The organism is Parvimonas sp. oral taxon 393 str. F0440 (assembly GCA_000223315.2).
In the GTDB taxonomy this organism is placed as follows: domain Bacteria; phylum Bacillota; class Clostridia; order Tissierellales; family Peptoniphilaceae; genus Parvimonas.
This window is the reverse complement of sequence record AFUS01000004.1, coordinates 13,380-34,274: the sequence shown is the minus strand read 5'-3', so window position 1 is coordinate 34,274 and position 20,895 is coordinate 13,380. Positions and strand designations below refer to the sequence as shown.

General features: G+C 29.2%; 16 protein-coding genes. 3 read left to right on the top strand and 13 right to left on the bottom strand.

The features are described from left to right. Nucleotides 1–888: 888 nt before the first annotated feature. Nucleotides 889–1,224 carry a hypothetical protein gene (locus HMPREF9127_RS00980; protein ID WP_009448066.1) on the bottom strand — a complete coding sequence of 112 codons (336 nt, stop codon included), beginning with the start codon at nt 1,222–1,224 and terminating at the stop codon, nt 889–891. A gap of 27 nt (nt 1,225–1,251) precedes the next feature. Beyond that, complete coding sequence (locus HMPREF9127_RS09700; protein ID WP_482198131.1) at nt 1,252–1,932, bottom strand: DUF6612 family protein; 681 nt, start codon at nt 1,930–1,932, stop codon at nt 1,252–1,254. On the opposite strand from HMPREF9127_RS09700, the gene HMPREF9127_RS08150 reads away from it, so the two are divergent. Continuing rightward, a complete protein-coding gene (locus tag HMPREF9127_RS08150) occupies nt 1,889–2,035 on the top strand; it encodes a hypothetical protein (RefSeq protein ID WP_176604723.1) in 147 nt (48 codons plus the stop codon). The two genes, HMPREF9127_RS09700 and HMPREF9127_RS08150, sit on opposite strands and share 44 nt — an antisense overlap. 155 nt (nt 2,036–2,190) lie before the next feature. Here the strand turns inward: HMPREF9127_RS08150 and HMPREF9127_RS00970 are convergent, their stop codons facing one another. The 6 genes from HMPREF9127_RS00970 to HMPREF9127_RS00950 form a co-directional block, all read right to left on the bottom strand. Beyond that, nucleotides 2,191–2,964: a DUF6612 family protein gene (locus HMPREF9127_RS00970; RefSeq protein WP_009447797.1), complete on the bottom strand. Its 774-nt coding sequence runs from the start codon at nt 2,962–2,964 to the stop codon at nt 2,191–2,193. 56 nt (nt 2,965–3,020) lie between these two features. After that, complete coding sequence (locus HMPREF9127_RS00965; protein WP_482198129.1) at nt 3,021–3,698, bottom strand: DUF6612 family protein; 678 nt, start codon at nt 3,696–3,698, stop codon at nt 3,021–3,023. A gap of 293 nt (nt 3,699–3,991) precedes the next feature. After that, complete coding sequence (locus tag HMPREF9127_RS00960) at nt 3,992–4,789, bottom strand: DUF6612 family protein (RefSeq protein ID WP_009447809.1); 798 nt, start codon at nt 4,787–4,789, stop codon at nt 3,992–3,994. A gap of 105 nt (nt 4,790–4,894) precedes the next feature. Beyond that, nucleotides 4,895–6,067 (bottom strand): tRNA uracil 4-sulfurtransferase ThiI, encoded by a 1,173-nt coding sequence (gene thiI / locus HMPREF9127_RS00955; protein WP_009448328.1) that lies wholly within the window; start codon nt 6,065–6,067, stop codon nt 4,895–4,897. After that, nucleotides 6,067–6,423, bottom strand: coding sequence for an aminotransferase class V-fold PLP-dependent enzyme (locus HMPREF9127_RS08620; protein WP_009448413.1), 357 nt, complete (start codon nt 6,421–6,423; stop codon nt 6,067–6,069). Before HMPREF9127_RS08620 ends, thiI begins: the two co-directional genes overlap by 1 nt. Continuing rightward, complete coding sequence (locus tag HMPREF9127_RS00950; protein WP_009448149.1) at nt 6,411–7,202, bottom strand: cysteine desulfurase family protein; 792 nt, start codon at nt 7,200–7,202, stop codon at nt 6,411–6,413. The genes HMPREF9127_RS08620 and HMPREF9127_RS00950 overlap by 13 nt, the downstream gene beginning before the upstream one ends. Before the next feature lie 610 nt (nt 7,203–7,812). Between HMPREF9127_RS00950 and HMPREF9127_RS00945 the strand changes: the two genes are divergently transcribed. Further along, nucleotides 7,813–8,190, top strand: coding sequence for a hypothetical protein (locus HMPREF9127_RS00945; protein WP_009448134.1), 378 nt, complete (start codon nt 7,813–7,815; stop codon nt 8,188–8,190). 88 nt (nt 8,191–8,278) lie between these two features. Here HMPREF9127_RS00945 and HMPREF9127_RS00940 read toward each other — a convergent pair whose 3' ends face one another. The 4 genes from HMPREF9127_RS00940 to HMPREF9127_RS00925 form a co-directional block, all read right to left on the bottom strand. Further along, complete coding sequence (locus tag HMPREF9127_RS00940; RefSeq protein WP_052635930.1) at nt 8,279–8,674, bottom strand: GNAT family N-acetyltransferase; 396 nt, start codon at nt 8,672–8,674, stop codon at nt 8,279–8,281. Nucleotides 8,675–8,922: 248 nt separating this feature from the next. Then, nucleotides 8,923–13,623 (bottom strand): S8 family serine peptidase, encoded by a 4,701-nt coding sequence (locus tag HMPREF9127_RS00935; RefSeq protein WP_009447942.1) that lies wholly within the window; start codon nt 13,621–13,623, stop codon nt 8,923–8,925. 336 nt (nt 13,624–13,959) lie between these two features. After that, nucleotides 13,960–15,684, bottom strand: a complete 1,725-nt coding sequence (locus tag HMPREF9127_RS00930) for an ABC transporter ATP-binding protein (RefSeq protein WP_009448213.1) — start codon at nt 15,682–15,684, stop codon at nt 13,960–13,962. 3 nt (nt 15,685–15,687) lie between these two features. Continuing rightward, the gene (locus HMPREF9127_RS00925; protein ID WP_009448131.1) at nt 15,688–17,445 is read right to left on the bottom strand and encodes an ABC transporter ATP-binding protein; all 1,758 of its coding nucleotides are present in this window, start codon (nt 17,443–17,445) and stop codon (nt 15,688–15,690) included. A gap of 225 nt (nt 17,446–17,670) precedes the next feature. On the opposite strand from HMPREF9127_RS00925, the gene HMPREF9127_RS00920 reads away from it, so the two are divergent. Further along, complete coding sequence (locus HMPREF9127_RS00920; protein WP_009448385.1) at nt 17,671–18,633, top strand: helix-turn-helix domain-containing protein; 963 nt, start codon at nt 17,671–17,673, stop codon at nt 18,631–18,633. A 565-nt stretch (nt 18,634–19,198) separates the two neighbouring features. On the opposite strand, the gene HMPREF9127_RS00915 is transcribed toward HMPREF9127_RS00920, so the two are convergent. Then, nucleotides 19,199–20,584 carry a DUF4026 domain-containing protein gene (locus HMPREF9127_RS00915; protein WP_009448429.1) on the bottom strand — a complete coding sequence of 462 codons (1,386 nt, stop codon included), beginning with the start codon at nt 20,582–20,584 and terminating at the stop codon, nt 19,199–19,201. Nucleotides 20,585–20,895 lie beyond the last annotated feature (311 nt).

Below are 20,895 nucleotides of genomic sequence, written 5' to 3'. Positions count from 1 at the left end.
TACTCCGTCAGACCTACTTTTATTTACACATAAACAGAATAATGGGATTTCTCCACTTCATTCACTTCGTTCATTTCGGTCGAAATGACGTGTTGGGGGCTTTTCTTTATAAAATATTTTGACGTGAACTATTTTGTTTCATATAATATATTAAAATACAATGGGTATTAATTTTTTATACTATTTTTTACTATATTTTTCTACTATATTTATAAAGATAATTTGAAGTTTATTTACTTTTAACGTCTAGCTACTAAACGAAGTTTTTTCCTTACACGTCATCTCGACTGTAGCAGAGCGGAATGAATCTAGCCCTAACTTTATTTACAAGTAAACAAAGTTATGAGATTTCTCCACTCCGTTCCGCTTTGCTACACTACGGTCGAAATGACGTTTTGGGATAGTTTCTATTCAAAGTATCGTGACGTGAATTATTTTGTTTTATATAATATATTTAAATATGATTATATAATTTTTAACTTTTTATATTATAATTTTCCTACTATATTTATAAAGATAATTTGAAGTTTATTTGCCTTTAACGTCTAGTTACAAAACGAAGTTATTTCCATTATACGTCATTTCGACTGTAGCAGAGCGGAATGGAGAAATCTCATACTTTTGCTTTAGCAAAAGTAAATGTATCGTAGATACATCAAATATAACTTTACAAACAAAAAAGCAGACTCACTAATCTGCTTTTTAATTCATCATTTTCCCATTTATATTACAATACTCCAGCCGTTTCCTAAAATTAAATTTGATATTAGAAAAGCTAGTAAATTAGACAGTATTACCATTGGAAATAGTATAAGTATTATCTCAACAAATCCAAAAATAAGGTAATGGCTTCCTTTTTCTCCAAAAAAGAGACTGTAAAGATGATATTTAAAGTAGTATAATGGATTTTTCCTTTACTATAATCTCCATATTTTTTAAAAACCATATCCAAGCTATCTCTCTAATATAAACCATAAGTCGATATGCCATAGTTACTGATATGATTATTCCAATAACAAATGTATATGAAAGAAAACTGTATTCAAAATATAATCGCATTAATGTTACATAAACAATTAAGATGATTTCTATAAGAAAAATCCATTTTATATATTTTTTCATTGTAAATTTATTTTCAACTGTAGATTCTTTTGCCAAAAACATCAAAATAACTACTAAAATAACTAAAACTATAGCTTTTATAATGCCCTCTGCTATTTCCATAATTTTCACTCCTTAAATGTCCAATCGTTAATTATAAGATAGTTCATCTTCTATAAATTTTCCGTCTTTAGCCTCTTCTGGTATTATTATTTCTTCAACTTCATTGATTTCAGAATATTTTACTGTAATTTCTTCATCCAAAGATACCGAATCAACCCTTTTTCCATCTTTAAAATATGCAAATTTAGCTTTTATTTTACATTCTATCGGTAAAAATGTCTTTTTGTCAATTATATATTTTACTTCAATTTTTTCAGGCAATAGCTGTTTTATTAATCTATCTATATCCGGTTGAATCAAGGTTGTAATTTTTGCCAAGACTTCTTTGACAGAAAGATCACTTCCTGAATAATTAACTTCATAAAAAAAGTCCTGTTCAGACACTTTCATTTTATTTTTAATAGAGTTTAAAAATTCTGTTACACTTTCAAAGTTTGTAAGGCTTATTCTACGATTATACGATTGTCTAAACTTTTCGTTTATAGCCTTCTTCCAAGTGTTAGTTTCTACATCTTCTATATAAACCGTATCGTCTGTAATATAAAATATATTCTCTACCTTTTGTCCATTTCTTTCTTCATTACGACTAATTTTTACAATTGACGGATTTGTAGTTATGGAGCTGTTTAAAGTTATAATTGCATTTACATTTTGATCCGGATTTGTGAAATTTAGTTTAGTTTCTATTTTTGCATTTGTACTTTTTATTGATTTTGTGGCTTCTGTAACTTTCTTAACTAATTCTTCATTTCCAGCTTTGTCAATATCAGATGAACAACTTACTGCTATAATAAAAACGAAAAATAGTTAAAAATACTAGAATTTTTTGTATTATCTTCATATCACACCTCCAAAACAAATGCTAATTACATTTTAATATATCTTTAATAAAATGTAAATATAAGTTTTGAAGCAAAAATGCAGACATTCAGTCTGCATTAAATTATTTTTCTCTATTTTCTTCAATTATTTTGCATTTTTTACTTCATCAGGAATTGCTATTTCTTTAACTTGATTGATGTCGAAATAATTTGCTTTTATATCCATATTAAAGGATATTTCTTTGGTTCCTTGCGAAACCTTAACTGTTGACTTTATTTCACAGTCTGTTGGATAAAATGTCTTTTTATCAATTAGATATTTTATTTCAAGTTTTTCAATTTCCATATTTTTAAGAATTTTTTCTGAGTTTTGTTGAGTTGAAATTATAGCTTTTTTCAAGGCTTCTTTAGCAGAAGCATCCGTTCCTGAATAAGTAATTTCATAATTTGAACCCTTTTCTTCTACCTTGAAATTCTTTTCAACAGATTTTAAAAGCTCTACCATATTGTCAAATTTAGCAATATTTTTTCTATCTTCAAATATCTTTCTTAAATTTGCATCTTTAGCAAGTACCCATTTTTTGTAAATATTTTTTATATATATCTTTTCTCCCAGCATATACATATTAATATCTCTGCTTTTCCCGCCTGTTTCCACTTTTCCATCTACTTTTACGACAAATGGATCTTCAGTAGCTTCTGCGTCCATTGTAACAGTTGTGACTATACTTTTACCTGAAAGATTAACACTTAATTTACTTTCCACTTTTGACTTCGAACTCTTTACCGATTTCGAAGATTCGTCAATCTTCTTGATAATTTCTTCATTACTCATCTTACTATTTGATGAACAGCCTACTGCTCCAATAGAAAGAGAACAAAGAGCAAGAGCCATTAATATTCTTTGTAATTTTTTCATAATTAACCTCCTTAGTCAATGTGTAACTATATAGTAATATATTTTTAATTACCTTTTTATTTCATTTCCGGAGCATTTTTAACTTCATCCGGTATTTTTATCGGTTCAACTTTATTTATATCAGAATAAGTTAATTTCATTTCTGAATCAAATGATACAGAACCTTGCTCTTGTTTAACAGTAGCTTTTATCTTTATCTCACAATCTAGCGGATAAAAGGTAGTTTTATCAATTATATATTTTACTTCATAATTTTCAAGAGTCATATTTTCAAATGACTTTGCCAAAGTAGGTTGAATTGAAAGTGATGCTTTTTCAAGTACTTGTTTAGCTGTTTCGTCCTTTCCGGAATAAGTAACTACATAGTTTGAACCCTCTTCAACTATTGAAATATTTTTTTCTACAGCTTTAATTAATTCAGGAATAGTCGCTAAATTTCCAACATCTTTTTGTTTTCCGAAAACATTTTTGAAATTTCCATCTTTAATTTTATACCATTTTTTATCAAATGATGATTGAAAATACATATCTTCTTCATTAAAATACATATTGTATCCACTGGATTTTTGTCCAACTATAGTAGTCTTTCCTTCTAATTTAACTACAAGTGGTTCTAATGAAATTGTTGATTCAATTTCTGAATTACAAGTTGCTCCTTTTCCAAAAATATCACTTTTTACTTTGCTTTGAACTTTAACTTTTGTGCTTTTTACTGCTTTTGAAGCTTCTAAAATTTTATTTGAAAGTTCTTCAGCTGATATTGTATTTTCTTTTTTTGATTATTATTTGTATTATTATTATTGTTATTATTATTGTTATTATTGTCATTATCACTTTTTGATGAACAGCCTACTGCTATAAAAGAAACTAAGCAAATAGCAAGAGCCATTAATATTTTTTTATTTTTTCATAATAACCCCCTAAATCAATGTGTAAGTATATATTAATATATTTTTTTAAAAAAGTAAAGACTTAAAATATTCAAAAAAATGCAGATAAACTTTCATTTATCTGCATTAAATTTTCTTTAATTAGATTTATAGTCTTTTGCATTTTTAACTTCATCAGGAATTACTATTTCCTTAACTTGATTTATATCAGAATACTTGATTTTCATTTCCATATCAAATGACATAGTCTGACCGGCTTCTGAAACTTTCATTCCTGTTTTAATTTCACATTCTGTTGGATAAAATGTCTTTTTATCTATAACATATTTGATATCCAGTTTTTCTATTTCCATATTCTTTAGCGCTTTTACCGCATCCGGTTGACTTGAAACCATCATTTTCTTCAAGACTTCTTTAGCTGAATCGTCAATTCCTGAATAAGTAGCTTCGTAATTTGAACCCTTTTCTTCTACTTTTATATTTTTTTGCATTGCATTTAAAAGTGCTAATGAATCATTGAAATTAGCTGAATTTTTACGTCCTTCCAATGTTTTTTTAAGATTTTCATCTTTAACATGCATCCACTCTTTAGTTAACATATTTTGAATATACATATTTTCTTCAGTAATGTACATATTCATATCAAAACTTTGTCCAAGAGTTTCTGTTTTTCCGGTAATTTTTACTGTCAACGGTTCTGAAATTGCCTCTGCTTCCATTGTTACAGATGTAACATAATCTTTTCCACCAAGATTAAAACTTACTTTACTTTCAACATTTGCTTTTGAGCTCTTTACTGATTTTGAAGCTTCATCAATTTTCTTAATTATTTCTTCATTAGTTAGTTTTCCACCACCATTTGATGAACAGCCTACTGATGTAATAGAAAGTGAAAAAAGAGCAAGAGCCATTAAAAATCTTTTTATTCTTTTCATATAAACCCTCCAAATAAATATCTAACTATATTTTAATACTTTTATAATAAAAAGTAAAGCTGTAACAACAAATTTAAACTTTAAAAGCTGAAAAATCTCTTTGTATTATTGTTCATTTATTTCATACACTTTTTTATTAGCCAATGCTTCATCAATAAGTCTATCCACATCTAAAAGAGATAAACTGTTATTTATATCTTCAATCTTCGGTTTTGTTACCGGATGTTTTGGTAAAAACACGGTACAACAATCCTCAAAAGGTAAGATACTAGTTTCATAAGTGTCAATCATTCTTGCAATGTCAATGATTTCAGTTTTATCCATTGCAATTAAAGGTCTTAAAATTGAAATTTCAGTAGATTTATCCACAACTGTAATTCCTTGAATAGTTTGACTTGCAACCTGTCCAAGACTTTCTCCTGTGATTAGTGCGTGATAATTTTGTTTAATCGCAAGTTTTTCTGCAATTTTCATCATAAAAATTCTGCCTAGAATAGTAATTTCTTTTTCAGGGCATTTGCTTGCAATTTCCTTTTGAATCGGTAAAAGATTTATGCTTGTCATTGTAAATTTTCCAACATAATTTGAAAGTATTTTTGCAAGGTCTTTAACTTTTTCCTCTCCTCTTTCACTTGTAAAAGGATAGGAATGAAAATGTATTGCTCCAATTTCCATACCTCTTTTACCCATGACAAAACCAGCAACGGGGCTGTCAATTCCCCCTGAAAGAAGCAAAAGTCCTCTCCCGCTTGAGCCAATTGGAAGTCCACCAAAGCCCTTATATCTCTTTACATAGACATAAACATATTCTTTAACATCTACATAAATTGGCATTTGTGGATTATGAACGTCAACCTTTAAAAGATTTCCGAAATTTTTAAGTACAACTCCTCCAAGATCCCTTGAAAGTTCAGGAGATTTTGGAGTAAATTTCTTATCAACTCTATTTACAAAGACTTTAAAAGTCTTTTCTTCATTTATTCCTAAATCACTTACTAAAACTCTTGTCGCCTCTCTTATATTTTCAAGCTTTTTTTCAGTTCTTAAAACTTCACAGATATAAAAAATTCCAAAAACTTTTTTAATTTGTTCAATCATTTCATCAAAAAGCTCTCTATCAGCCTTTATATAGACTTTTCCCTGCTCCTTATAAAATTCTTCAACTTCAAAATCTGCTATCGCTTTTTTTATCTTTTTTATAATTCTATTTTCAAAATCTTTTCTATTATCTCCCTTTAAAGTCAGCTCTCCGAAACTTACGCTAATTAAATAATCCATTATCTTCCTCTTTTCATAATCATTCTAATTTCATTTACATACTTTTCTAAATTTTCAATAAAAACTTTAATTTCTTCTTCTGTATTAAACTCGGAAAGAGAAATCCTTACAACTCCGTCATTATATTTGTTGTCAAGACCTATCCCGTCAAAAGTTCTGCTCTTTTTACCCTTACTACAAGCAGAGCCTGTTGAAATATAAATCTTTTCACTCTCCAAGAAATGTAAAAGCACCTCACTTCTGATATTTTCAAAAGCGACAGTTACAATATTCGGAACTCCGTCTTTAGTAGTTAAAAATTTGTGATTTTCTATTTTTGAAATGCCTGAAATCAGTAAATCTCTTAAGTTTTCCAAATGTTTTTTCTATTATCTAAATTTTCATACATAAATTCGGTAGCGACCTTTAAACCCATTATTCCAGCCACATTTTCCGTTCCGGATCTAAAGTCTTTTTCCTGACCTCCACCCAAAACAAAAGGTCTTAAATTTATATTTTTATTTACATATATTGCACCAATTCCCTTTTGAGCGTGAATTTTATGTCCACTCAAAGTTAAAATATCAATCTTGGATTTTTTTACATCAATATTTACTTTCCCGAAAGCCTGAGCAGAGTCAACATGAAAAATACATTTCTTATTCTTTTCCTTAATCGCTTTTCCAATGCTTTCAACATCTTGAATAATGCCAAGCTCATTATGAACATAGGCTATTGAAACTATTTCAGTATTTTCATCTACGAGATTTTTTACACTCTCAATGTCGATATAGCCTAATTCATCCAATTTTAAAAATCTAATCTCTTTTTTCTCTTTTAAAAATTTATAGACATTAAAAACGGAGGAGTGTTCAATCTCTGTTGAAACAATATTTTTTCCCTTTGCACTTGAAATCGCTCCAAAAATTGCAGTATTATTTCCCTCTGTCGCACAGGAGTTAAAAAACACCTCTTCAGCCTTGCAATTTATATATTTTGCTATAACTTCTCTACAAGAATTTATATCTTTAGAAACGGAATATCCAAAATCATAAAGAGATGACGGATTTCCGTAATTTTCTTTTAAATATTTTACCATAATATCTATAACTTCATCGCGAACTTTCGTAGTCGCGGCATTATCTAAATAAATCATAAAAACTCCTTAAAAAACTCATTTTACTATCAATATTTTAATATAAATTCAAGAAATAAGCAATAAAATAATTATAAAGTTATAATATTGAAGAAAAACTGTTTGAATTTAATAAATTAAACTATTGCTTTTTGAGAGATTTGTGTTATGATATAAATATAGGATAATAGTTTGATGATTATTTACTTTTAACGTCTAGCTGTAGAACAAAGATTATTCCTTTATGCGTCATTTCGACCGAAACGGAACGTAGTGAAGTGAAGTGGAGAAATCTCATACTTTTGATTGTAAACAATCAAAAGTAAATGTATCGTAGATACATTTAATATGCAAATTTCGTACTAAATTAGTCTTTAGGTGATTTACAAATTTTATCTAATTGTTTTATTTCTAAGTCCTTTACAGGACTTACTATTATTTGTAAACAAATAATAGTGTGAGATCTCTCCACTCCGTTACACTACGGTCGAGATGACGTGTTAGGAAATATCTCTTTACAAACTGCTATAACGTGAATTATTTTTATTTAAACTCACAAAAACCTTAGATAAATACTTAAAGGAAAATAAAAACGAATAAATTTATTAATTGAAAATTAGAGGAATAAAAAATGAAAAGAATGAGTACAGGAGATTTATACAAATCATTTTTAGTTGTATTGTTTTCCGGTTTTATAATTGGATTTTTAAATTTACTAAATGTGAATAAATTTTATATTACTATTATAGCTGTAACTTGTATTTGTATAAGTTCCTACTTAGTATTTTTTACCAAAATAGGAAAATTTAAAATATTTAGAAATAAATATTTTGAAAAATACTATGAAAATTATATTATATCCGGAAGGCTCTTGATTTTAGGGATTATATTTTTCGTTGTATATATCAAAAATACAAATGGATTTTCTCTATTAGGAGTAATTTTTATACTGATAGGTTTAATCTTTCCTTATTTTTCAAGAAAAAATTGGGATAATAATCGGAAGTAAATAATTTAATAAGTGCCCAAAAGATCACTTTTTTATAAAAGACTATATAAAAAGCGACTACTTTTTGTAATCGCTTAAATACTATTTATTAAAAAGGATGATAAAATACAGCACTATCCTCCAAATGAATAGCTCCTTGAGATTTATAAAAATCATATGCCGAAGAATTTGTTAAAGTTGTAAAAAACGCTCCGGAAACTCCCAATTTTTTCAATTCTCTTATAGCATCACCATATAATGCTTTTGCTATTCCCTGTTTTTGAAAAATCGGATCAACGAACAGTTCATCAATATAGTATGTTTTCCCATCATTAAAAGTTTGTACATGTCCTAATATGGCTCCAACCGGAACACCTTCTTTTATGGCAATAAGCCCATAAAAATGTGGAAAATCAAAAATATTGGTTAAAGAAATTCTAACACTTTCATCTGTCCATCTTTGATTCCACTCACTCTCATTAAATGCTTTTTTAAAACTCGGAATAAGTTTCTCTAAATCTTCTTTTAAAACTTTTTTATTTCCATATGCTACCTCTTTTTATTGATATTCTATATCGTTTTTATAATTATAACATTTCTTTTTAAGTTTTTCAATAAAATTTTAATTATAAAATAAAACCGTCTTCTCAATAAAAACTACTATTTACCTGCTTTAATAAATCATAAAATTCTAAAAAACTCATTACATAAAAAAAGTGGCTACATCGTAACCACTTTTTAAATTATCTTTTCTTATTTATTTTTTCTCTTTTTACCAACAACTACTGCCATTCCTAAAGAAGCAACTGCTATTGCAACAAGTCCTAAAACATTTGAATCAAGATTTGTCTTTACAAGTCCTTTTCTCTTCTTAGGAGGTTGTTGTCCCGGTTGTCCCGGTTCTTCATTTTTAGCATATTCAACCGCGTAAACTGAGAAGTGTGTTGCCTTAAACATTACTTTAGTATCATCTTGAGTAAATTCAATATTTTCAAGATTTCCTTCGTTATTTACATAGTGAACGGCTTTTGCTGTCTTTCCTGTAGCTTTTACTATTGAAACATTGTATTCGCCTTCAGGAACATCAACCTTATTACCGTCTTTATCAACAAAGTAAATGTCGTATAAATCAGAGTCAGAATCTTTTAACTTTTCAACTGAATTTTTATCTTTAACTTCAGCTTTTAGAGTCCAATCTTCTTGTAAACCGTAACCTGAAACTGTAACTTTATTATCTTTATCAGTTAATGTTACTAATTTTTTGATATTTACAACTTCTTTAACTTTGTCATTTGCAACTGTAATTTCAAAAGTTTCTCTATCTACTTTATATCCTTCAGGAACTTCTATAGTAACTTTATATTTACCATTTGGAATATCTCCGTGGAATACTTTTTTATTAAATTTACTTTGTGTTAATTCAGTTTTTTCCTTTGAATCAACATTTTCAAGAGTTACTTTTATTCCTTCAGGAAGCTCATCCAAACCTTCAAAAGAAACATTTACAACATCTTTTATAGTTTCTTTTGTCTTAAAGATTACCTTCTTTGGTTTGTTTTCTTCAACTGTAAATTTAATTGTTTTTGTTTCAAATGTTAAAGAATCATCACTTGTAGTAATTTCAGCAGTATACTCTCCAACAGGTAAAACAGTCATTTTAGCTCTGTGGAAATTAACTCCTGTAAGTTTTCCGTCTTCATCCTTTATTGGAGATTCGTAAACTTTAGTATAAGTTTTGAAATTATCTATATTAATTACATTTCCATCTTTATCTTTGATTACATAAGTTGCACCAGGACCCATATAATCCTCAGCATAGTCTTCTATTTGTAATCTGATATTAACTTCTCCATGTCCTGCCGGAATTTTTTCTTCTTTTTGTTTTGTTTCCAAAACAAGATCTTTAGTTTTATCTTTTTCAGCAGTTATGCTGTTCATTTGTGAAGTCAAAGGTTCATATATATCAGGAATTTGAGCAATGTAGAATGTATATGCTCCCGGAGCAACATTTACTAATCCGTTAGAATAGTTATAATTTCTCATTGGATTCCAGTTTGTTCCGTCATTAACCCAAACATCTTGTTTCCAATTGATTTCAATTGGGAACATATTTAAGTTTTCAGAACCTTCAATATGTTTTCCTTCAAAGTCTTTATAGTTTGTTACTTTGAATATAGGTCTTATGTTAGCTCCTAAATCTTGTGGTTTTTGTTCTTGTTCAACATAAGTTGATCCATCTAAATTAAGTGAAGAAATATTTCCTGCATGGTCAAAAGTATGAATAGAAATATTCTTATGTTCTACTCCATCAGGAATTTCAAAAGTACCGTCATCTTTTGGAAGTATCCATTTAGTATCTCCATTTGAATCAATATATTTTAAGAATGTTTCTTCAACACCACTTAAATTATCTGTAATTTCAGGTTTGTAAATTTTTCCTTCAACCTTAGGTTTAGCAATTACAGGAGCAGTAACGTCGATTTTTACGTCGAATTCCAATTTTTGTTCGTTTTCAACAGCAGCGCCCGGAACTTCAGAGTTTGCTGTTATTACATATTTGTATTTTCCTTCTGGAAGAGCAGTACCATCATTCTTTACTCCATTCCAGAAAGTTTGATCTATAATATTGGATCTTTCAGTACCGTCACTGTAGTTATTGCTGTTTTTATAAGCATAACCTGAACCATTTTCATAAACAAGATTTCCATTTTCATCATAAACTTTAGCTTTAATATATTGTGTATTTCTATAGAATACACCTTTGAATGCAACAAAGTCTTTATTATTATCTCCATTTGGAGAAATTGCTAAATTATCCTTTGAGAATGAAACATTTCCTGCATTGAAACCTAGAGGAATTTCACCTTTACTCCCAACAAAATTATATTGTTTTCCATTATCTCCTGTCCATTGTTTACCTCTTGCATAAGGGTTGTTTTCAACTGTTACAAGAGATGTAACATCTCCTGTGTAAGTATTTCCTTGTAGCATATACATAGGAAGTGTTTTGCTTAAATCAAATTCATAAACAGGTTTTTCCCAAAGAGGTACATTAGCCCATTTTCCTTTAAATCCACTAAATGCTATACTAACTTCTTTTGTATTATCTTTTGCATCTTCAAAGAATACAAAACCTTCTAAGAAGTAACCATTAGGCATTTGTTCACTTAATTTTTTATTATGTTTACTTGCATCAACTGTTATTTTAACATCTACTGAACCATTAGCAGGAACAGTGATTTCTTTTCCTTGAATTGTCTCTAAAGTATTTGTCTTTAAAGTAAATTTTCCGTCAGCAACTGCATCAGTACCTAAAACAGTCTTGTATTTTAAAGTTCTTGGCTTATTTCCAATATTAACAACTTTTAAATTAATATCGAATTTGCTATCAACATCATTTAATCTAACTTTTGGATTATTGTTGCTATCAACTACATAAAGTTCGCTGGATGTAGCTTTTTCAACATTTACAGCACCCGCACCTTGTTTTCTAGGAGAAACATAATTTTCAGTTCCTTTTTCCTTAACAGGATCTGCTGTACTCATCATTAGAGCTTTAATAATGTCATATTCTTTATCTCCCTTAATTTCAGGATGTCTTTTATTTAAACTTTCTCTTACAAGAGCTACAGCACCTGCAATATGAGGAGTTGCCATTGAAGTACCGCTCATAGTTGCATATTTATTATTATTTATTGAAGAATAAATAAGTCCGCCCGGAGCTGTTATATCAGGTTTAAAAGATCCGTCAGATGCCCAACCGTAAGATGAGAAATCAGTTAATTGTCCACCATCAGCATAAGGGATTGCACTTAATTGTCTTGTAAATTTAACTTCTTTATTAATATTTTCAATAATTTTCTTACCTGCAGAATTTCCTATAAATACAGATGGAATCTTTACGTCTGTTATTTGATCTCCAAATGCCATACTTATAAGGTCATCTCCACCATCTTCATGGTTGTAGATTATTACCCCTTTAGCACCTTTTTCTCCGGCTAATTTAATCTTATCTGCAAAAGTAGCTCCACCTCTTTTTACTAAAACAACTTTATCTTTAACATCCTTGCCATCATAGTCGGAATCTTCATTTCCAAGACCTGCTTCAACTACATTGTATTTTGCAAAATCTTGACCGTCAGGTATAAAGTTCTTTTCAGGAACAGGATCTCCCTGATAATCATAACCCGGGAAATAATCTCCTGATTTTAATACTCCTTGAACTCCTTCGATGCTGATAGTTCTAACTCTTTCAACATCAGTATACATAGCCGCAACAGTTAAAGCGTCCTTTGCAACCCCAGGTTGTCCAACTGTACCATAGTCAGGATTTGTTGCAGGAGGATTAGCACTAAATGCACCGAAATGTCCGTCATTACCGGCAGCGATAGCTACAATAACACCCATCTTTCTCGCATAAGCTATAGCTTTATCCATAGCTTTTCCAACAGATGCAACAGAACCGTTGGGAGCACCTAAACTCAAGTTTATACTGTCTGCTCCAAGTTTTACAGAGTCTTCAAGAGCTTTTGCATAAATATGAGTATAAGTTGATTGTCCTTGGAAAACTCCCATAAAAATAAGTTGTGCTTCCGGAGCAGTTCCTATTATTTTTTCTTTTTTAGTTGTTCCGTCTTCTTGAGTAAATTCAGATTCTTTTTCCGGATTACCTACTGAAATACCGGAAACGTGCATTCCGTGAGATTCTTCTCTCATTTCTTCTTTTACATTTTCGCCATTTGTGCTGTAGTTATGAGCATAAACAACTTTGTCAGTTCTCCAACTACCATAATTAATTCCGGCTTCCTTCATCTTTTGATCCATAGAAGCTTTAGTTGGATATTTTCCTTTAGCAACTTCAGAAACTCTTAAGATGTCGTGATTTACATCAACACCTGTATCTAATACGGATACAACTCTACCTTGTCCGTTGTATTTCTTTCTAAGTTCGTCTGTAACCTTCATTAGATTGTTTGAATCTAAACTTCTTTTCTTTCTCTTGGAATTAAATTCTTTTTCAGATTTTTTAACTGTAGGTTTTAAAAATTCATTTGAAACTTCAACTGACTCAACAGAAGCCATTTTTGAAATTTTTTTGATATTTTTAACCTTAGTTTTTAAAGCAATTCCGGCAAATAATAAGTCATATTCATAATATGTTTCATAACTTATATCAGCCTTATCAAGTTCAGCTTTAAAAGCATTGATTAAAGCTTTACTTTTAGCTTCTCTGGCTTTTTTTCCTTCTGCAGTTTTTAAACTGGCAAAATCCACTTCGGAATTTTCTTTTAAAACTACAATATAAGTTTTTTCTTCATTTTCATTTTCTTTAAACTTATCTGTAGTTTTTGTAATTTTTGGAAATTTATTAACTTTTTCATTAGCAAAAACAGCACTCGTGCTACTTAATAATAATGAAAACGTTAATAGTAGGGTTAAAAACCTTTTCTTCATCGAAAAACCTCCTTAAAAATATAATAAATAAATATAATATAAAGAATATTACTTTAACAGTATAACATATTTATATACTTTTGTACATACTGTTTAAAGTAATATTTTCAAAAAAACATTGAAATTTAATGGATTTTTATATAAACTAAAAATATTTTAAAAAAAGTAATAAAAAATTAGGGAGCATTTTTAAAAATTTACTCCCCATCCTTAGTTACTGAACCTAATTTTTTAATAAGACATTGATATCTACAAATATACAATATAATCAGCTATTGAATTTAAAAATTTTTGATTTTTAATTTTTCCATTTCCATAATGTCCTACTATAAGTTTTTACTGAATATTTGCTTTTTCAAGCATTGCCTTATAAAATTTCGAGCTTTTACAAAGTTCGCTATCTGTACCTACCGCTTCTATTTTCCCGGCATTTAACAAAACAATTTTATCTGCATTTCTTATTGTTCTAAGTCTATGAGCAATTACTATAACTGTTTTTTCTTTTATAAGTTCAGAAAGAGCTTCCTGAATAAGACTTTCATTTTCGACATCGAGAGATGCTGTAGCTTCATCAAGCAGTATAATCGGTGCATCTTTCAAAATAGCCCTTGCTATTGATATTCTTTGTCTTTCTCCACCGGAGAGTCTTTGTCCATTTTCTCCTATTATAGTATCTATTCCTTCCGGCATTTTATTTATAAAATCATCACATCTTGCTATTTTAGCCGCCCTTGTTATTTCCTCATCTGTAGCATCTTTTTTCCCGATTTTAATATTATCTTTTATACTTGTATTAAAGAGGATAACATCTTGAAATACTATGGAAAAATTTTTAAGTAAAGTTTCCGGATCAACCTCACTTATATCCTTTCCACCTATCAAAATTTTTCCTCTATCTACATCCCAAAATCTTGCAGTAAGCTTTGCAACTGTTGTTTTTCCACTTCCGCTTGAACCGATTAAGGCTGTAATTTCACCTTGCTTTGCGATAAAACTAATACCATTTATTACAGAATAATTATCATATCCAAAATGAACATCTTTAAATTCAATATCATAATTTGTAATTTCCATTTGCTTTTTGCCCTCTTGAATAGGCATAGTTTTTATTTCCCTTATTCTTCCAACCACAGCATCAAGCATAACTATCATGGACATAAAAGTAATTATTCCCTCTATTGGTAGATAAATACTTGTTGTCAGCATTAAAAATGCGATATAAACCAGTATATTTACCTCACCCGCAATAAGCATATTTACACCAACAACAGCAACACTTATAATACCAAGTTTTAATATTGCAGTCGCTATTCCTGTAAGTGTCCCTGCAACAATTTCACCCTTAGTTTTTTGTTTTGTAGACATATTTAATTTTTTAAAAAAATCTTTTAGCATTTGTTCTTCTAAATTATAAGATTTTATTTGCTCTATCTGCTCAATCTTTTCCTGCAAATCATCAAAAACCTTACGATTATCATCTATCCAGTTTTGCACTACTTTTTTCTGACTTTTCCTTGATAAAAATATTATTAGAAGTGAAATTGGAATCACCCACAATGCTGCAAAAGCCAATTTTGGATTATAGATAATAAGCATTAAAGAAATAATGCCTGTAGAAATAGCAGTTGAATATATATGAGGAACGGCATGTGAAAATATAGTTTCATATAAATTCATATCATTCATCATTGTTTCTGCAAGATCTGCCAAATCTCTTTTTCCAAAATAAGAAAGAGGCAGTTTTTTTAATCTTTCTGCTAAATCAATCCTTGAATTTGCACTCTCATTATACACATTGGTATAGAGTCTTACATAATCCCACCTTGCAACTAAAAACATTAATATCATCATTACTATAATTAATATAAGATAATGAAATAGAGTAAAATTATAACTTTCAATACCCTTCAAAACGCCTATATACTGAAACAAAAACATAAAGGCAATCATTGGTGCAAATAATTTTGTTAAATTAACAAAGGTATGTGAGATGATTGCTTTTTTTAAATTAATCGCTCCTTTTTCAGACATAGCATATCGTTTCATAAAATAAGAAACCATATCTTAACCTCCTATCTTCCAATTTACAGATTTTTGATATTCATCCCAAAGCTTTTTATAATGCCCATTCATATTTATCAAATCTGAGTGCTTACCTTCTTCTACAATTCTACCTTTTTCTATAACAAGTATCTTGTCTGCATCTACCACAGTAGATAATCTATGGGCAATCATTAGCATTGTCTTGTTTTTTGATAATTTTTTAAAAGACTCCTGAATTAGATGTTCATTTTCAGGATCCGCAAAAGCTGTAGCTTCATCTAAAATAATAATATCCGCATCCTTAAGAAAAGCTCTTGCTATAGAAAGTCTTTGAGCTTCACCACCTGAAAAATATGTGCCCCTCGTTCCGTAAACAGTATCAAGTCCATTTTTCAAACCTTTAATTATCTCTTTACAGCCTGAATTAATCAAAGCATTATCTATTTCTTCATCTGTTGCGTCGGGTTTTGCAATTAGAAGATTCTCTCTTAAACTCATCTTAAACAGTTTGGAATTTTGAAAAACAAAGGCTATTTTTTTCATCAAAGCTTCTTTTTCAAAATCTTTTATATTAATCCCGCCAATTAAAATTTCACCTGATTTAATATCATAAAATCTGGTAGCAAGCCTTGCTATAGTTGTTTTACCACTGCCCGACATTCCAACTAAAGCAACTTGTTCTCCTCTTTTTACTTTAAAGGAAATATTATCCAAGACATTTTCTTCACCATAAGAAAAACTTACATTTTTAAACTCAATTCCCGCATCAGAGCTTGTTTTATCTCCATAAATAAAATCATCATATTCAAGTATATTTTCAATTTTATCCAGAGCAAGCTCCGCAAAATAACTAAATTGTGTAATTGTCGCCGTTCTCATAATAAAAATGGCAAATGTCGGTCCTATCAGAAAGTAAATAACAGAATCTGCAACTACATTAGCTAAATTTCCATTAAATTTTATTAATAATAAAGCTACAGGCACTAAGAAAAATGCTGTCGATGTAGAAATAGTCTCAAACCATGACATTTTATTCGTGTAACTCATAGTAAGATTAAGCACAAGATCTTTTATTTTGATAATTAATGAATATAACTTATCAAAACTTTCAACACTTTGTGCGAATGTTTTTACCACAGGAATTCCCCTGACATATTCCACAGTCTGAGAAGATAAATTGGAAAGGTCTGCATAATACTCATCTTTCATTTCCTTCGTTTCAGAGGTCATCATTGATGACATTAATATCATTCCAATAATCATTGGCACCATACTTACAAGCCCCAATTTCCAATCAAACATAAAGAAAAATACAAGCAGAACTATCGGCGATATAACTGTCATCGCCATATCAGGAAGTTGATGTGCTAAAAAAGAATGTGTTTCAGAAGCACCGGATACAATTACATTTCTTATTCTCCCACTTTCTTTATCATCAAAATATCCAAGCGGTTTATTCATTAGTTTTTTTACCGAACTCTTAATAATATTATCTTCTACCTCAAATGCAAAAATATGGGATAAAACAAGACCTATAAGGTATATAAATAAGCCTACCCCTGCAAATGTGGCTGCATAAATCGAATTTTCCCTCACATAGACAAAATCTACCATTTCATTTAAAATTAAACTATTTACAATCCTATGAATAAAAACCATAGGCATCAAAACCATAATACCTGAAATAGCAGACATAATCATAGCGACATAAAGCAAAATACTTTTCTTACCGGCATAAGGCATTAGCCTTTTTAGTATTGATTTTTTCTTATTCTTCAATGAATAACTCCTCCTTTTCTTTAAATTAAACAAGCTTTATAAATATCCTGTTTAGACTAAATATAAAAATTGGTGTTTTAAAATTTTTAACAGTATATAACTCTTAGCTTGTTTTTATCTTCTATTTATTATATAATAAATGAGAAATTCAATCAATTAGACATAGCTAACTATGTCTATTTGGAGCAATGTCTATTAGGGATAAAAATTACAATGGAGGTATATATGAGTGATTTTTACAACTTTGTTAAAAACTTTTTTTCTACAAATGAATGTACTGATAATACAAAATACTCCTCTGCAGGACATACATTTTGTTTTAATACAGAAGATGCGGAAGGCATATATTGGTTTTATGAAGGTAAAAATTTTACAATTGATATTCACGATGTTTTCATAAAAAAAGAAATTATCCACACAAGTTTTGCCGGTTTGGATAATTTCTATTCCTTTTACTCATCTTATTTAGTTACAGCAAATGGAGAAAGTTTTAATCCTTATCAAAATCTTTCTTCAAACTCACTCTATATTATAAATACAAAAAATTCTAAAAACTATAGATTTATACTACATAAAAACTCTCCCTATCTAGGAATAGGTATAAATTTCAACCAATCTATGATAGAAGATTGTCTATCCTCATACAAAAACAAAATTTGTAACTATGAAAATTTATTTTTCAACACCAATACAATTATAAACAAATCTTTGGAAAGAATTGCAAAAGATATACTAAATTGTAAGATGATATCTCCTGCTGTTGAAATCTTTTTTGAATCAAAGGCAAAAGAATGGCTTAGTATAACTATAGACGCATTTTTAAATAAGTACAACAATCCAATATCTATCGCCGATGATGAAGCTTTGGAAATTGTTGCTAATTATATAGATGATCATTATGCAACCTCAATTTCACAAAAAACTTTAGAAAAAATATCCACTATGAGCGGTACAAAACTTAAAAAATTATTTAAACAAAAATATCAATGTACAATTACCGAATACACTCAAAGACGCCGAATGAACATGGCAGAAGTTCTTCTATTAAACTCCTCCCTTAAAATTCAGGATATTGCTGAAGCAGTGGGGTATTCTTCTCATAGTAAATTCAGTACTTGTTTCAAAAAATATAAAGGAATGTATCCAAAGGATATAAAAAAATATAATTCTAAAAAAACTTCCCTTTGATTATGTATGTACCAAAAAAATTATAATTTCATTGGGTGGATACTTGGGAACCTTGTTGCTTTGCAATAATTATATCAAATGATACGAATACCCCGTCAGACCTACTTTTGTTTACAAGTAAACAAAGTTAGGGCTAGATTGACTACACTTCGCTAGCTACATTTCGAGCGAAATGACGTGTTGGGGGAATTTCTATGCAAAGTACTATGACGTGAATTATTTTATTTTTTATGCAATTTTAAAATTAATTTTTTAATAATATTTAATACTTAGTTACTTTTAACGTCTAGCTGTCAAACAAAGATATTTACCCTTATACGTCATCTCGACCGGAGTGGAGAGATCTCATACTTTTGCGTTAGCAAAAGTAAATGTATCGTAGATACATAAAATTATTTTTACCCCAAAAAAATCAACGGATTTCCGTTGATTTTATTTTTTATAATCCTTATTTGTTTTTAAAAACATTTTATCCCTTAAAAAATAATTTATAATAAGGGATAAATTGAATTTGTAGTTAAAATATACCATTTTTTAAAGTATATTTAATAAATGAAGTTTATATTTATAAATCCAATAAATATACAGTCTCCGGACTTATTACACCATTTTCAGTATGAATCATCCAATCACTCACATAATCTATAGAATATATCCCCTCATCGCCTTCGTGTAAATTAGGAATATTATAAGGCTCTTGAGTCAATCTTGCCTTAAAACCATCTTCTTCCATAGAAAGAGCTTCAAACCAAATATGCTCACGATTTTTCTTATCCAAATTACCATCTTCGTCTATTGTTTCAAGACCTAGCTTTATTATAATAGCAATATCATCTTTTCCTTCTTGTTTTTCCTTAAGCATTCTTTCAACATAAGAAAATCTTTCTCTCGCCAAAGAACTCATTCTAGCAGTTTCTTCAGTGCTTATATAATACAGAGGATTATTCTCCAGTTTTTTTGTGAACTCTGAAGGCTTTCTTAAATAATTTTTATTAAACTCTTCTTCGCTTCCATAAAGGAAAAGTATATTTGTTTTGGAGTTATGAGAGTCTTCTCTATCTTCAATACCTCCAAGAATATCCTTAGGATAATATTTCAAGGCATTTATCCATTTTTTTGATGTAGCAACAATTGGTTCGTCATCATAAAAAACTCCCAAATGTATTGTTTCTTCTCCATTTTGATTTCCATCATCCTCTTCAACAGGATTGTTTTCATCTAACAATCTACATGCATAACTTGAAATTAAATCATAATGTGTTCTGGAGTCATCCTTATTTGAACCCAAAATCTCAATTTCATGTAAATTACATCTACATAATCCATGTGTATGTAACCACACTTCATTTTCATCATAAACTGCTTGAACAGTATATAAACTTGTAGGAGAAGGAAGTACATTTGATTTTACTGCTAACTCAACCCATTTTTTATTTAATAATCTCTCAGCACTTTCATCACAAAGGGCCACCATTTCAGGAATCATAGCATAGATAAGCTTAAGCTGTAAATGATAACATTTTTTAGGATTTCCTTCAAACTTCATATAAACATTTAGGGCATTCTTTATTTTTAAAATCTGTTCTTTTTCCTCTTCTGTAAAATATTGTAGTTGCCACTCTACAATCTCATCTGTATAAAAATCTCCAACATAAAATCCTACTTCATATTCTACTCCATCATATAATAGAACAAGTTTTCCTGGTAAATCTTCACTTGGCATAATTTTTTCTTTAATTTCAACACCATCTATGGCTTTAATATTAGCAAAAGTATCTTCAGTAATTGTGTAATTTTCAGGTGCTAAAGCCAACATATATGAAAATTCTTCCCAATAAGTAAGATGTGCTTCTTTAATTAAAGTAGGAGAATACTCGTCATTAGAATACTCTTCTTTCTTTTCCTTTGAATCATTAAATAATCCGTTAATAACTTTTTTAAAAAAACTCATTATTTTTCTCCTTTTATACTAATATAATCAATGTCAGTATATCATAATAATTGAGTAGATTCAATGTTTTTTACACTAAAAAATTATAATTTATTTTATTAAAATAGACTATATTCATAATTATAGGGCTTTATGAGATCTTTCGACTTCGTTTCACTTCGCTCAAGATGACGTGTTGGGGGCTTTCCTTTTCTAACTTATATGACGTGAATTATTTTACGTTATAAAATTACTTATTATTTTTCGAAAGTTTATTTACTTTTAACGTCTAGCTATCAAATAGAAGTTCTTCCCTTATACGTCATCTCGAC

Excerpts from the sequence above, each read along its gene's own strand:
- HMPREF9127_RS00980 (WP_009448066.1), bottom strand. The coding sequence starts at position 1,224 with ATGGAAATAGCAGAGGGCATTATAAAAGCTATAGTTTTAGTTATTTTA.
- HMPREF9127_RS00970 (WP_009447797.1), bottom strand. The coding sequence starts at position 2,964 with ATGAAAAAATTACAAAGAATATTAATGGCTCTTGCTCTTTGTTCTCTT.
- HMPREF9127_RS00960 (WP_009447809.1), bottom strand. The coding sequence starts at position 4,789 with ATGAAAAGAATAAAAAGATTTTTAATGGCTCTTGCTCTTTTTTCACTT.
- thiI (WP_009448328.1), bottom strand. The coding sequence starts at position 6,067 with ATGGATTATTTAATTAGCGTAAGTTTCGGAGAGCTGACTTTAAAGGGA.
- HMPREF9127_RS00950 (WP_009448149.1), bottom strand. The coding sequence starts at position 7,202 with ATGATTTATTTAGATAATGCCGCGACTACGAAAGTTCGCGATGAAGTT.
- HMPREF9127_RS00945 (WP_009448134.1), top strand. The coding sequence starts at position 7,813 with ATGAAAAGAATGAGTACAGGAGATTTATACAAATCATTTTTAGTTGTA.
- HMPREF9127_RS00935 (WP_009447942.1), bottom strand. The coding sequence starts at position 13,623 with ATGAAGAAAAGGTTTTTAACCCTACTATTAACGTTTTCATTATTATTA.
- HMPREF9127_RS00930 (WP_009448213.1), bottom strand. The coding sequence starts at position 15,684 with ATGGTTTCTTATTTTATGAAACGATATGCTATGTCTGAAAAAGGAGCG.
- HMPREF9127_RS00920 (WP_009448385.1), top strand. The coding sequence starts at position 17,671 with ATGAGTGATTTTTACAACTTTGTTAAAAACTTTTTTTCTACAAATGAA.
- HMPREF9127_RS00915 (WP_009448429.1), bottom strand. The coding sequence starts at position 20,584 with ATGAGTTTTTTTAAAAAAGTTATTAACGGATTATTTAATGATTCAAAG.